This window comes from Niveispirillum sp. KHB5.9, from assembly GCF_048066115.1.
Lineage (GTDB): Bacteria > Pseudomonadota > Alphaproteobacteria > Azospirillales > Azospirillaceae > Niveispirillum.
This window is the reverse complement of sequence record NZ_JBLTYX010000002.1, coordinates 189075-202281: the sequence shown is the minus strand read 5'-3', so window position 1 is coordinate 202281 and position 13207 is coordinate 189075. Positions and strand designations below refer to the sequence as shown.

At 65.3% G+C, this 13207-nt stretch carries 9 protein-coding genes; 6 read left to right on the top strand and 3 right to left on the bottom strand.

What is annotated here, in order from left to right:
* Position 1: 1 nt before the first annotated feature.
* Complete coding sequence (locus ACM9HJ_RS05485) at positions 2-2263, bottom strand: TonB-dependent receptor (protein WP_416570692.1); 2262 nt, start codon at positions 2261-2263, stop codon at positions 2-4.
* A 279-nt stretch (positions 2264-2542) separates the two neighbouring features.
* Between ACM9HJ_RS05485 and ACM9HJ_RS05480 the strand changes: the two genes are divergently transcribed.
* The 5 genes from ACM9HJ_RS05480 to ACM9HJ_RS05460 all read left to right on the top strand — a co-directional run bounded on the left by ACM9HJ_RS05480 (position 2543) and on the right by ACM9HJ_RS05460 (position 8709).
* Complete coding sequence (locus tag ACM9HJ_RS05480) at positions 2543-4888, top strand: TonB-dependent receptor (protein ID WP_416570691.1); 2346 nt, start codon at positions 2543-2545, stop codon at positions 4886-4888.
* 76 nt (positions 4889-4964) lie between these two features.
* Positions 4965-6518 (top strand): bifunctional 3-(3-hydroxy-phenyl)propionate/3-hydroxycinnamic acid hydroxylase, encoded by a 1554-nt coding sequence (locus ACM9HJ_RS05475; RefSeq protein ID WP_416570690.1) that lies wholly within the window; start codon positions 4965-4967, stop codon positions 6516-6518.
* Entirely contained in the window at positions 6506-6949 is a 444-nt protein-coding gene (locus ACM9HJ_RS05470) for a GlcG/HbpS family heme-binding protein (RefSeq protein ID WP_416570689.1), read from the top strand. Before ACM9HJ_RS05475 ends, ACM9HJ_RS05470 begins: the two co-directional genes overlap by 13 nt.
* A gap of 11 nt (positions 6950-6960) precedes the next feature.
* Positions 6961-7836 (top strand): VOC family protein, encoded by an 876-nt coding sequence (locus ACM9HJ_RS05465; protein ID WP_416570688.1) that lies wholly within the window; start codon positions 6961-6963, stop codon positions 7834-7836.
* Between the two features lie 30 nt (positions 7837-7866).
* A complete protein-coding gene (locus ACM9HJ_RS05460) occupies positions 7867-8709 on the top strand; it encodes a fumarylacetoacetate hydrolase family protein (RefSeq protein WP_416570687.1) in 843 nt (280 codons plus the stop codon).
* A 55-nt stretch (positions 8710-8764) separates the two neighbouring features.
* Here the strand turns inward: ACM9HJ_RS05460 and ACM9HJ_RS05455 are convergent, their stop codons facing one another.
* Both ACM9HJ_RS05455 and ACM9HJ_RS05450 read right to left on the bottom strand, forming a co-directional pair.
* The gene (locus ACM9HJ_RS05455) at positions 8765-10717 is read right to left on the bottom strand and encodes a glycoside hydrolase family 3 protein (protein WP_416570686.1); all 1953 of its coding nucleotides are present in this window, start codon (positions 10715-10717) and stop codon (positions 8765-8767) included.
* Between the two features lie 24 nt (positions 10718-10741).
* On the bottom strand, positions 10742-12073 hold the full coding sequence (locus ACM9HJ_RS05450; RefSeq protein WP_416570685.1) for an MFS transporter: 1332 nt from the start codon (positions 12071-12073) through the stop codon (positions 10742-10744).
* Positions 12074-12177: 104 nt separating this feature from the next.
* On the opposite strand from ACM9HJ_RS05450, the gene ACM9HJ_RS05445 reads away from it, so the two are divergent.
* The gene (locus tag ACM9HJ_RS05445) at positions 12178-13074 is read left to right on the top strand and encodes a LysR family transcriptional regulator (RefSeq protein WP_416570684.1); all 897 of its coding nucleotides are present in this window, start codon (positions 12178-12180) and stop codon (positions 13072-13074) included.
* Positions 13075-13207 lie beyond the last annotated feature (133 nt).

Here is a 13207-nt window from a genome sequence, read left to right as displayed (position 1 = left end):
TTTAATACTCATAGCCGATACGGATGCCCGCGGTGCGCGGCCGCATCGTGCCGAAGCGGCTGGCCAGGAAAGCCTCCGGGTGGATGTAGGTGATCGACTGATCGTCGAACAGGTTCTCCACATAGGCCGTGGCTGTCCAGTTCCCCTTGGTCACCCCGAAGCTGGCATTGACGTTGGAATAGCTGTCGGTATGCCCATAGGTCGGGCTGACCCGCGTCGGCGCGCCCGGCACATTGGGGAAGGAGGACGGGAAGGAGCCGACATGCTGCCAGTTGGCGGTGGCGAACCCGTCCAACTCCGGCGCCAGATTGGCCCAGTACTGGACGAAGACCGACCCCTGGAAATGCGGCGATGACAGCCGCGCACCCTTGACCGCGCCGGAGATCGCGGCCTCAGCTGCGGTCAGCTTCGTCACCTTGGCATCGTTCAGCGACCCGTTCAGCCCGATGGTCAGGCCGGTGGCCGGCACGGCGGCGATTTCGAACTCGATACCCTTGCTGCGGGCGGCACCGATATTGGTGGCGAACTGCACACTATCCGACGTGCGGTTGGCCTGGACCTGGATATTCTTCCAGTCGATGTAATAGGCGGCCAGATGCGCCGTCAGCTTGCCGTTCAGCCAGCGGCCTTTCAGCCCCAGTTCGTAATTGGTCAGATCGTCGGAACTTGCGCCATAGGGGATGATCAGGTCGTTGGCATTCACCACGCTGGGCCGCCCGGCATAGGCATTGACCACGGGTGCGCGGAACCCGGTGGAGACGCTGGCATAGGTGGTGATGGCCTCGCTGGCCCGGTAGGACGCACTGAGTTTGTAGGAGGGCTTGGACCCCTTTGCCTTCACGCCCGTGGCGGCGGGAATGGGCACCATGGCCAGCGGCCCCGACTGCCCGGTCAGGGCATAGGTCAGATAGGCGGAATTATACCCGCCCTCGGTGAAGCCCTGCGCGTCCAGCTTTCCATAGCGCAGACCGCCGGTCAGCCAGAATTTCTCATTGACGTGGTAGGTCAGCTCACCGAATCCCGCCAGTTCATGGGAGATCGTGTGCACATACTGGCGCTGGTAATATTCGTCCGGCAGGCCGGTGATGCCGCGCGCCGCCAGGAAGGCGGGGGACGAGCGGTAGAAGTAATCCACGTCATGCCGGCGATCCAGATAGAAGCCGCCGATGGTCCAGTCCCAGTCGCCGCCGGGATCGGATGCCAGCCGCACCTCTTCCACGAACGTGTCCTGATAGCCGTTGGCATCCAGGCCGAAGGCGATGGCGTGGCCGAAGGTGCCGGCCAAATCCACCCAGAATTTCTGGTCGAACGTGGAATATGTCGTCGAACTGGTCAGCTTGGCGCCATCGAACTGGTATTCCAGCGTGGCGTTATAGGAGGTGAGCACACCGGAATAGAGGTCGGGCCGGTCGGAAATGCGCTTCTGATCACCCAGCGACGGGCTGGTCAGCGAGCTGTCGCGCGGATTGCTTTCCTCGCGCGACGCCAGGAAGCGCACGGACAGGTCTTCCGATGGCTTCCATTGCAGGATGGTGCGCCCGCCCCAGCTTTCCAGCGTGTTGGAATTGTGGGTGCCGGTGCCGACATTGTCGAGATAGCCTTCCTCATGCCGGTAGAAGCCGACCACGCGCAGGGCCAGCTCATCCTCTACCAGCGGCGTGTTCAGCATGACATTATAACGCTGGCGCAGGCTGTCGGACCCGGTCAGGCCGAAATCAACCTGTCCGGCGGCATCGAACTTCCTGAGATCCGGGCTCTTGGTCAGGATGCGCATGGCACCCGACAGGGAACCGGAACCGAACAGCGTGCCCTGCGGTCCGCGCAGGAACTCCACCCGTTCCACATCGAACAGGGTCGGGTCCAGCACGGTGGTGTTGCCGATGGTGGAGATGGGCAGTTCGTCGATATAGACGGCCACCGTGCTTTGCAGGTTGGCGCCATAGCCGTTGGTGGCGATGCCGCGCGCGGTGAAATTGTTGAAATTGGCGCTGGGCCTGTTCAGCACCACACCCGGCGTTTCGCGCGCCAGCCCCTCATACCCGACCACACCCTTGATGTTCAGGTCTTCCTGCGAGAAGGCGGTGATGGACAGCGGCACCTCGCTGATATTCTGGGCGCGGCGGGTGGCGGTGACGATGATTTCCTGCAGCACATCTTCCGATGCGGCGGTCTTGCGGTTGGCCGGCGCGTCCTGCGCCATCGCCTGGGTCGAAATAATGGTCAGCGCGACCGCGCAAGCGGACGCGAGCAGCTTGGCCCTCATGTGACGCGTTCTCCCTATTGGCCGCCGGTCGTTATCGCCAGCGTGCCAGGGGAGGATGGGGCAAGGGGGACAGCCTGTCAACATTCACTATCACGTGTGTGAATATTAATCATGATGCGTGGGCGGATGCCGCCGAATGGGTTCAGCCATAAGTAAAGTTTTGTACCTTGGCACTTTTCATCATTGGACATTGATGCTGGCGAACGGCACTTCCTTGTCAAAACAGTTTCCGGCCCGGCCCATCGCCGCGCCGGCAATGTCGTGAAGGGAGAACCAAGAATGACGCTCAAGCCCCGCCGCCGGTGCTATCTGCTGGCCACCACCATCCTGGTTGCCGCGACCCTGCCGGCCCATGCCCAGCAGGCCGAGGAAAGCTTCGTCCTGGAAGAGATCGTGGTGACGGCGCAGAAGCGCAGCGAGCGCCTGCAGGACGTGCCGCTGGCCGTGTCGGCGCTGTCCGCCGATGCCCTGGCCCAGTCCCAGGTCAACAGCACGGCCGGCGTCGCCGCCCTGGTGCCATCGCTGACCTATACCCAGTCGACCAGCGACCTGAACAACAATGTCCGCATCCGCGGTGTCGGCACGGCCCTGTTCAATGCCGGACTGGAATCGGCCGTGTCCTTCGTGGTGGACGGCGTCGTCATGTCCCGCCAGGGCCAGGGCTTCCAGGACCTGATCGATGTGGAGCGGGTGGAGGTGCTGCGCGGCCCTCAAGGTACGCTGTTCGGCAAGAACGCCACCGCCGGCGTCATCAACATCGTCACCAAGCGCCCCTCGCGTGACTTCGAGGGTGTGGCCGAGGTCGGCATCGCCGAACAGGGCGAGTACCGGGCCCGCGCGTCGGTTTCCGGCCCGTTAGCCGAGACGGTGGGCGCCCGCCTGACCGGCTATTACACCGATAATCGCGGCTATGTGTATGATCACGGCCGTGGCGAGCATGTCTATGGCGGCCGCGATGTCGGTGTGCGCGGCAAGGTGGAATGGCAGGCCACGGATGACCTGAACATTCTGTTCACCGCCGACCTGCGCGACAGTGACAGCGATTGCTGCCAGCCCATCCCCTATCTGACCACCAACACCATTCTGGCCGGCGTGCGCGCACCCGTCATCGCGTCCTCCGACAATCGCAGCGTCAGCAGCGGGGATACGCGCACCTTCTCCAACTCCGAACAGGCCGGCGGCTCGATTGAGGCGAACCTGGACCTGGGTGACCATACGATCACGTCGGTCACCGCATTGCGTAACTGGAAGTTGGAAAACAATGTCGATGTGGACGGGTTCAATTCCGCCACGCCGCTCTATCTGCCCTTCGGCAACGGCTATTTCGGGGTCAATGGCGGTACCGCCGATATCGACCAGTTCACCCAGGAACTGCGCCTGGCCTCGGCCGATACCGGGCCGCTGACCTATACGTTGGGCCTGTTCTATTTCAACCTGGACCTGGACCGCGCCTTCACCCGCCGCGTCGGCGGCTGCGTGACGCCGGGCACGGCGTTCGGCCAGCCCTGCGCCACCTCCTTCTTCTCGTCGGCCAACCATGTCGCCAATACCAAGACGGACAATTACGCCGCCTTCGGCCAGGTCGAATATGATTTGACCGACGCGCTGTCCGCCTTCGCCGGCTTCCGGTTGCAGCGGGAGACCGTGTCCTACAGCGGTACGCGCACCGGTACCGCACCCTATGCCGGCGACCGGCTGCTGTTCGCCGCCTCCACCGGGTCGGGCAAGGTGTCGGACAATGACCTGTCGGGCAAGGCCGGTCTGAAATACGAGATCGACCGTGATGCCCAGACCTATTTCACCTGGTCGCGCGGCTATAAGGGCCAGGGCTATGACGTTGAACTGACCGCGAATTTCGCCGGCCAGACGCCGGTGCGGCCGGAGACGGTGAATTCCTATGAACTGGGCTGGAAGCAGCAGGCGCTGGATGGCCGCCTGATCCTGAACAGCGCCCTGTTCTATGCCAAGTATCAGGACCTCCAGGTCCAGTCGACCATCGCCCCCAACGTCTCGGTGCCGACCAATGCCGGCAGCTCCGTGTCCAAGGGGGCGGAGATCGAATTCCAGGCGCGGGCTTCGTCGGCACTCAGCATCAATGGCGGCGTCACCTTCCTGGATGCCAAGTTCGATGCCGACCGCATCGCCTGCGCCCTGCCGGCCCAGGCCACGCCCGTCACCCTGGCCACCGGTGCGACGGAGCCGACCAATAGCTGCTTCCGCCTGGGCAATGGCACCGTCCAGAATGTGCGCGGCGGCGACCTGCCCAACGCACCACGCTGGCGCGGCAATATCAATGTCCGGTACGAGGATGAGATCGCGGCCGACTGGAACGGTTTCGCCCAGGTCGGGTTCAACAGCCAGAGTGCCGTCACCTTCTCGCTGGAGCAGGATGGCGGTCTGACCCAGGGCGGCTACAGCACCGTCGATCTGTCCTTCGGCGTGCTGTCGCAGGATGACCGTTATCAGCTGACGCTCTATGTCCGCAACCTGACGGACAAGAACTTCGCCGTGGGCATGCAGCGCGACAACATCCTGACCAACGCCGCCAATCCCGGCAACATCCTCTACTTCACCTCCAAGGAGGCGTCCCGCTACATGGGCGGCACGTTGCGCGTGAAGTTCTGATCCCCCATTGGGCCGGCACCTGCCCCTGCGGAGTGGATGCCGGTCGCTCTTTTCCTGACGGATAAACAAGGCCGCCATGATCCATGATGTCGCCATTGTCGGCTGCGGTCCCGTTGGCGCCACGGCTGCCAACCTGCTGGGCCGGGCCGGACTGTCGGTCCTGGTGCTGGAGCGCGAGCCGGACCCCCATCCCCTGCCGCGCGCCGTCCATATCGACCATGAGATGATGCGTATCTTCCAGGGCATCGGCCTGATCGACCGGCTGCTGCCTTTGATGCGCGAAACCGACGGGCATTTGCATATCGGTGCCGATGGCGGCGCCATCCGCTATCTGGGCACCGCCGGCCGGGCCCGGCCCTTCGGCTGGGCCAACGATTACTTCTTCTATCAGCCGGAACTGGAAGCCAACCTGCGCGACGCGCTGGCAGCCTATCCGCGTGTCGATCTGCGCCTGGGCGCCGAACTGGTCGGGCTGGTGCAGCAGGATGACCATGTCACCCTGCGCCTGGCAGAGGGCGGGACGGCACAGGCCCGCTACGTCATCGCCTGCGATGGTGCGCGCAGCAGCGTGCGCAAGGCCCTGGATCTGTGGCTGGACGATCTGGATTTCGAGGAACCCTGGCTGGTGGTGGATGCGGAGGTGGATGGACCCATCCGCTTCCCGCCCTTCACCGGCGTGCCGGGGGAGGCCGACCTGCAGCGCCTGTCGGTGATGCTGTGCGATCCCAGGCGCCCGGCCACCATCGTGCCGGGGCGCGGCAACCATCGCCGCTGGGAATTCATGCTGCTGCCCGGTGAGGATGACCGGGAGATGATGGGACCGGCACAGGTGGCAGGATTGATCGGCCCCTGGGTCGATGGCGCGCCGCACCGGCTGGTGCGGGCGGCCACCTATCGGTTCCATGGGCTGGTGGCGTTCGAATGGCAGGCGGGCAGGGTGTTTCTGGCCGGTGACGCCGCGCACCAGACCCCGCCCTTCTTCGGTCAGGGCATGTGCCATGGCCTGCGCGACGTGGCCAACCTGGCCTGGAAGCTGGATCTGGTGCTGAAGGGCCTGGCCGCACCGGCATTGCTGGAAACCTATCAGCCGGAACGCGACCCGCATGTGCGCGCCGTGATCGGCGCCGCCGTGGCCGCCGGCCGCTATATCTGTGAACTGGATCCGGAGAAGGCGGCTGAGCGTGACACCGAGATGCGGCGCCGGGCGGCACAGCCGGGGGCGACCGCCGCCGACCTGATCCCGCCCTATCGGGCCGGTGTGGTCGGTGCCGGCGGCGGGCAGCGCTTCATCCAGCCGATGGTGACGGATGCACAAGGCCGGCGCCGCTTGCTGGATGATGTGACTGGCGGCGGCTGGGTGCTGCTGCGCGGTGCCGATGCCGCCAATGCCACGTTCCCGTCGGCCCTGGGCGTGAAAACCCTGAACATCGGCTGCGACCTGTTGGATGATACGGGCATGCTGGCCGCCTGGTTCGATCGGCATGGGTTGGGTGCCGGTGCGTCCATCCTGCTGCGGCCGGATGCCTATCTGTTCGGCATTGCCGCCGATGATGCGGCCCTGGCCGCCCTGGCCGATGAACTGACCGCCAAACTTCACCTGCAACCGGAGAGGATCGCATGTCCAGCCTGACCCTTGCCGCCGCCGGCACCATCGTTGACGAAGCCTTGGCCGAGGCTCGCCGCCAGGGCTTCGCTCCGCTCTGCGTCGCCGTTCTGGATGCCGGCGCGCATCTGGTAGCCCTGAAGCGGGAGGATGGCGCCAGCCTGATGCGCCCGCAGATCGCCATCGCCAAGGCCACCGGATCGCTCGGCATGGGTTATGGCAGCCGGGAACTGGCGCGCCGGGCCAATGCCGCCCCCACCTTCTACAACGCCCTGTTCGCCATCAGCGGCGGGGCCATGGCGCCGTCGCCGGGCGGCGTGCTGATCCGCGATGCGGCAGGCACCGTGATCGGCGCCGTCGGCATCAGCGGTGACACGGGCGATGCCGATGAGGCCTGTGCCGTCGCTGGGGTGAAAGCCGCAGGATTGACGGCCGACCCCGGCCTGCCGCCAGCTTGAAGGAGGATGAAATGCGTCTGCGCAGCATCGAACTGAACCTGTCGGGCGCCGCAGCGGCGGCCGATTTCCTGATCAACATCTGGGGCCTGGCCCCGGCCGAAACGGGCGCCGATGGCACGCGCTATCTGCGCGGCTCCGGTCCTTTCCCTTATCTGGTGGCCTTGACGGAAGCCGACGGCCCCTCCATCCGCTGCACCACCTTCGTCAGCGATGAAGCCAATATCGCCGGTATCGCCACCCGCGCCCGTGCCGCCGGCTGGCCGGTACAGGATACGGTTTCGACCGATCCCGGCGGCGGGCAGGGCATCCTGGTGCAACTGCCGGAAGGGGAGGTGTTCCGCCTCCTGCACGGTGTGGCCGACGCCGCACCGATCGAGGGTCGCGACCTGCCGGTCAAGCTGACCCATGTGGTGATGAACGCCAAAGATGCCGAGGCGACGGCTTCCGCCGCTGAACAGGTGCTGGGCTTTCGCGTGTCGGATCGCACCAAGGGCATGGTCTTCGTCCGCTGCAACAATTCCCACCATTCGGTGGCCTTTGCACGGGCGGGGCATAGCTCGCTGAACCATATCGCGTTCGAGATGGATGACCTGGATGCCGTCATGCGCGGCATCGGCCGGCTGCGTGACAGCGGCCTGGTGCCGGCCTGGGGGCCGGGCCGTCACGGGCCGGGCGACAATGCCTTTGCCTATTTCGTCGCCCCGTTCGGTGCCGTGGTCGAATTTTCCACCGCCGTGGAGATCGTACCCGACGATTACCATGTCGGAGCACCCGAGGACTGGACCTGGCCGAAGAACCGCATCGACCAGTGGGGCATCTCCGACAAGGACGTGGCCGCCTTGGCCGCAGCCGAACGCAATTTCCGCTATCGCCCGCTGGCGGCGTGACCCTTTCCCCCTCACTGGAAACCATCTGACATGAAACTGATCAGCTTCCGTCATCAGGGCCGGGACAGTTATGGCCTGGTCCGCGACCAGCTTGTACTGGATCTGGGTGCCGTGGCCGGTGCCGACGCACCCGACCTGAAAGCTGCCATCGCCAAGGGGCTGCTGGCCGATCTGGCCGGGCGTGACGCCCCGTCCCTGGATTTCTCATCCGTCACCCTGCTGCCGACCCTGCCCAATCCCGGCAAGATCTTCTGCGTCGGCCATAATTACGAGAAGCACCGGCAGGAGACGGGTCGCGCCAAGGTGGGCCATCCGTCGATCTTCACCCGCTTCGCCGACACGCTGACCCCGCATGGCGGCCCGATCATCCGCCCGCGCGTGTCCACCAGCCTGGATTTCGAGGGCGAGCTGGCCATCATCATCGGCAAGGGCGGGCGCCATATCGCCGAAGATGATGCCATGGCCCACATCGCCGGCTTCACCTGCGCCAATGATGCTTCCGTGCGCGACTGGCAATGGCATACCCAGCAATTCACCCCCGGAAAGAACTTCCCCGGCACGGGCGGCCTCGGCCCCTGGCTGGTGACGCCGGACGAGATCACCGACTTGCCCGCCGTCACGGTGACGACGCGCCTGAACGGGGAGGTGGTGCAGCAGGCGCCCCTGGCCGACCTGATCTTCCCGCTGCCGGTGATCGTCGCCTACCTGTCCGCCTTCACGCCCTTGTCGCCGGGCGACGTGATCCTGACCGGCACGCCGGGCGGGGTGGGGGCCAAGCGCGAACCGCCGCTTTGGATGAAGCCAGGTGACGTGGTGGAGGTGGATATCTCCGGCGTCGGCCTGCTTCGCAATGAGATCGTTGAAGAGGCGTAATGAAAACGGGGCGGTGAAAACCGCCCCTTCTGCTTTGTTTCGATATCGATCTATTTTAATTCTTCCGCCCGAAACCCGACGCATAGAGCGGCTTGTCACTATCGGCCGACACGTCGGGCAACTGCTTCTCCACCGCTTCCATCGATGATGGCAGCTCGAACGGCAGCTTGCCCGTGAATTTCGCCTTGCCGGTCAGCAGGTCCAACAAAGCCTCGTCGGACGCGCCGAAATCGCCGATCAGAACGGCGGCCTTGTCCTTGATCGGGCCCAGGATGGCCGGCCGGTCCAGATAGGTGCTGACCATCACCGGCACCCCGGCCGCCGCCGCCCGTTCCACGGCCAGCCGGTCTTGATTGTCGGGCGCGAAGGCCAGCGATCCCTCATGATGGCGGGACCCGAAGAAATAGGCCGGCCGTGTGGTGAAGGGCGTGACGATGCGCAGCAGCGCCACATCCGCCTGTTCCGGGCTGTCGACGATGGTGAAGCCACGGGCCCTGGCGACGTCGGCATCCATCTTCCACAGCCAGGCGCGCGGCTTTTTCACCGGGTCCAGGGGCAGGGCGCCGCTGGCGGCTTCCAGCAGCACCAGCGACCGGCGCTGAGCTTCCAGCGCCTTTTCGCGGTCGGCCGGCGCACCGACGATGCGTTCGGCTGCGTCGGCATCGACATACGGGTTCTCGAACAGCCCCAGCTGGAACATCACCACCAGCATGCGGCGCACCGACAGGTCGATACGCTCCGGCGTGATGCGACTGCTTTCCACCAGCTTGACCAGGATATCCGGGTCCATGACGCCGCCGAACTGGTCCACCCCTGCCTCCAGCGCCTTGGCGAACCGTTCCGGCTTGGACAGGTTCTCCACGCCCCAGGGCATGCCGACCTCGTCATGCTTCAAGGTGCCTTGCAGGCAGGGCGTCAGGCAATCGTCTGTGATCTTCCAGTCGGTCAGGACGAACCCGTCGAACCTGTACGTATCGCGCAGCAATTCGGTCAGCATCTGGCGGCTGAACCCGGCGGCGACCTTTTCCGCCGGGCGGCCATTGATGGTGACGCTGTCCGGCAGCAGGCCATAGGTCGGCATGACGCCCGTGGTGCCCGCCCGGAACGCACCCTTGAACGGGGCGACATGCTTGTCGAACCAGCCGCCGGGAAAGGCGATGTCGCGGCCATAGGGATTGTGCGCGTCATAGCCTTCCGGCTGCGCGCCATAGCCGGCCCAATGCTTGACCACCGTGGCCACGCCACCCGGCGCCAGCCCGTCTTTGGCACCCTGGAACCCCTCGACATAGGCCTGGACGAAGGTTTCCACCTTGGCCGGGTCGTCGCCGAAGGTACCGTTGATGCGCGGCCAGCGCGGTTCGCTGGCCAGATCGGCCATGGGCGACAGCGCCATGCTCATGCCCATCGCCCGATACTCGCGCGCCGCGATGCGCCCGAACTCCCGTACCAGTTCCGGATCGCCGGCCGCCGCCATGCCCGGCGGCTCCGGCCATTGCGTGGATTTGCCGGCGCTGACGCTGAGCCCGAACGTGGCCTGGAAATGGTTGCGCGGGTCGGAACTGATGACCAGCGGAATGCCCAGCCGCGTCTCCTCCGCCAGCTTCTGCGCACCATTGGCCATGGCGGCCATCTCACGCGGGGTGACGGAAACGCGGTTGATATAGAAACGGATATGCCGGTCACGGATCTGCGGGGCGATGGCTGCCAGGTCCCAGGGATTGCGCAATCCACCGTTCAGGCCGGGCGGATTGCCATGCATCAGCAGCCCTGCCTTCTCCGCCAAACTCATCCGCCCCGTCAGGTCGGCGGCGCGGTCCGCCGGGGACAGGCGCCAATCCTCATACCGGTCCAGCCTGCCATTGCGGTTCAAATCCTTGAAACCCTTGCCATCGGCCTGGATCACCGGCGTCGTGCGGTATCCAAGGGCGGGCTGGGCCGGATTGCCGGCATGGGCGGCGGCGGCCAGGGCCAGGATGGCGGCGACGCTGGCGGACAAATGTTTCTTCATGAAGATCGAAACCTTTTTCAGGGATCAAGCGGCCAGGGCGGGGCGCAGCGCATGGCGCCGGGCCAGGAAGATGGCGGCGGCCCCGAACTGCGCCAGGGCCAGCAGCGACAGGGTGACCCACAGGGCGCCGGATGCCTGCTGCGCCATGCCGATGATCAGCGGGCCCATGACGCCGCCGATGCGGTTGACGCCGACGGCGATGCCCACGGCGGTGCTGCGCAGCCCGGTCTCATAGCTCATGGCGATGAAATTGTTCATCACCGCCTGGGCACCGAAGACGCAGGCCCCGACCATCGCCACCACGACCCAAGCGAAATCCGTGCCGATGGCCGGGATCAGCAGAAGCAAGGTGGCCGCCCCGCCCAGGAAGCCGGCGGCCATGCTGTTGACCTGCCCATGCCGGTCGGCCAGCCAGCCGCCGATGCCGCCGCCGACGATCTGCATGGTCATCAGCAGGGAACCATAGGCGAAGGCCATTTCCACCGCCGCCCCCTGTTCCAGGATGATGCTGGGCAGCCAGCCGGACAGGCCATGGATGCAGAACAGGCTGAAGGCACCCGCCACCCAGATGGAAAGCGTGACGCCGCGATAGCGGGGGCCGAGCAGGGCACCGACCCCGATGCGGCCGGTTGCGGCCTCCCCCGACAGGAACTGCGTGGCGTCGGCATAGGCGGCGGCCCGTTCCGGCCGGGCGCGCGACAGGATGGCGGCGACCTCCGCATGCCTGCCCTTGGCCACCAGGAACCGTACGGATTCCGGCAGCAGCTTGTACCCGACCAAGGCGGCCGGCAGGGCCAGGGCGCCGATGGCATACAGCCCGTGCCAGCCGAAATGCGGTGCGATCGCAATGCCACCCAGCCCCGCCGCGATCCCACCCAGGGAGAAGGGAAGGACGAAAGCCAGGGTGGCATAGCGGTTGGCGCAGCGCTGCGGCGCCCATTCATTGATATAGACGAAGGCCAGCGGCGAGATCATGCCCAGGCAGATGCCCAGCAACCCGCGCAGCACGCAGAAAATGGCGAATGTCGGTGCCCACAGCCACAGCGCCAGACTGGCCAGTCCCAGACCGGTCACGGCGCCCAGCAGCACGCGGCGCCGGCCCAGCCGGTCGGCCAGCGGCCCCTGCAAAAGCGCACCCGACGCCAGCCCCGCGATGCCGATGGACAGCATCAACCCGATCTGGAACGGGCTCAACGCCCATTGCGCCTTCACATAGGGGGCCACATAGGCGGCATTGAACAGGTCGTAGCCGTCGATGAACAGGATGGCGCCCATCAGCAGGGCAAAGCGGACATGGAAGGAGGCCAGCCCCATCTCGCCCAACTCGCGGGCCACGTTGATTGCACGATCGGACATTCTTTCCTCCACTGCCGGACTTCGCCAGCTTCATGGTTCACCGTTGACACCGTTTAGTACCCCCTGTCAAATAATGATAATCGGCTTTGTCATAGGTTTAAGTTATGGCTGTTGAAGCAAGCCAGATCGCCAATCTGCTGGCCATCGCCAAGTACGGTTCCTTCACCCGCGCGGCGGAGGAGAAGGGGATTTCCCAGCCGGCCTTGTCAAATTCCATCGCGCTCCTGGAACAGCGGCTGGGCGTGCGGGTGCTGGAACGCACACGGCGCGGATCGACCCTGACGCCTTATGGTGAGATCCTGGTGCGCCGCGCCGAAGGTGTGCTGTCGCTTCTGTCTGATGCGGAGACGGAGGTGAAGCGCCGGTCGGCCGGTGTTGCCGGCCCCTTGCGCATCGGCGCCACGCCCAGCGTGTTGGCCACCCTGGTGCCGGCCGCGCTGCGGGAATTGCTGGCCAATGCCGGGCCGGTGGATATCGAGATCGTGGACGGGCTGGATGATATGCTGGTGCCGATGCTGCGGTCTGGCACCATCGACATCATTGTCGGCCCGGTGGCGGAGATGTTCCGCAGCCCGCCCGACGTGCTGGAACATGTGCTGGTCCAGGACCCGTTCGCCGTGGCCGTCGGCCCGGACAGCGCCTTCTTCCATAAGGAGAAGGTGACATTGGCGGAACTGGCCGATGCGAAATGGGTACTGCCCCGGCCGGGCAGCACCTATCGCCGGCATGTCGAGGCACTGTTCATGACCAGCGGCATCCCCTGGCCGCAGAACTGCATCCTGGCCAATTCCCTGCCGGTGCTGGAGAGCCTGGTGCGTCATTCCGGGTTCGTAACAATTGTCTCCTCGGTGCAGATCAGCGAGGGGAGCCGCGATTTCAAGGTGCTGACGCTGGACGGGGCGGGCCACCGCTCCATCGGCTACAAGCTGCGTCGGAACATGCGGCCCAGCCCCCTGCTGGAACAGTTCTGCGCCGTGCTGAAGCTCTTCTTCGAGCACTGAAAAGCCCTCGCCACCCATGCTCTTCCCTGACCGTCCTGCCCCTTCCGGCCGGCTGCGCGCGCAGCCGTGCCTGTCTCTCCTGACGATTTCGCTTTTCATTCATTTATCACTAAGTTAATGAAATGACATTCGA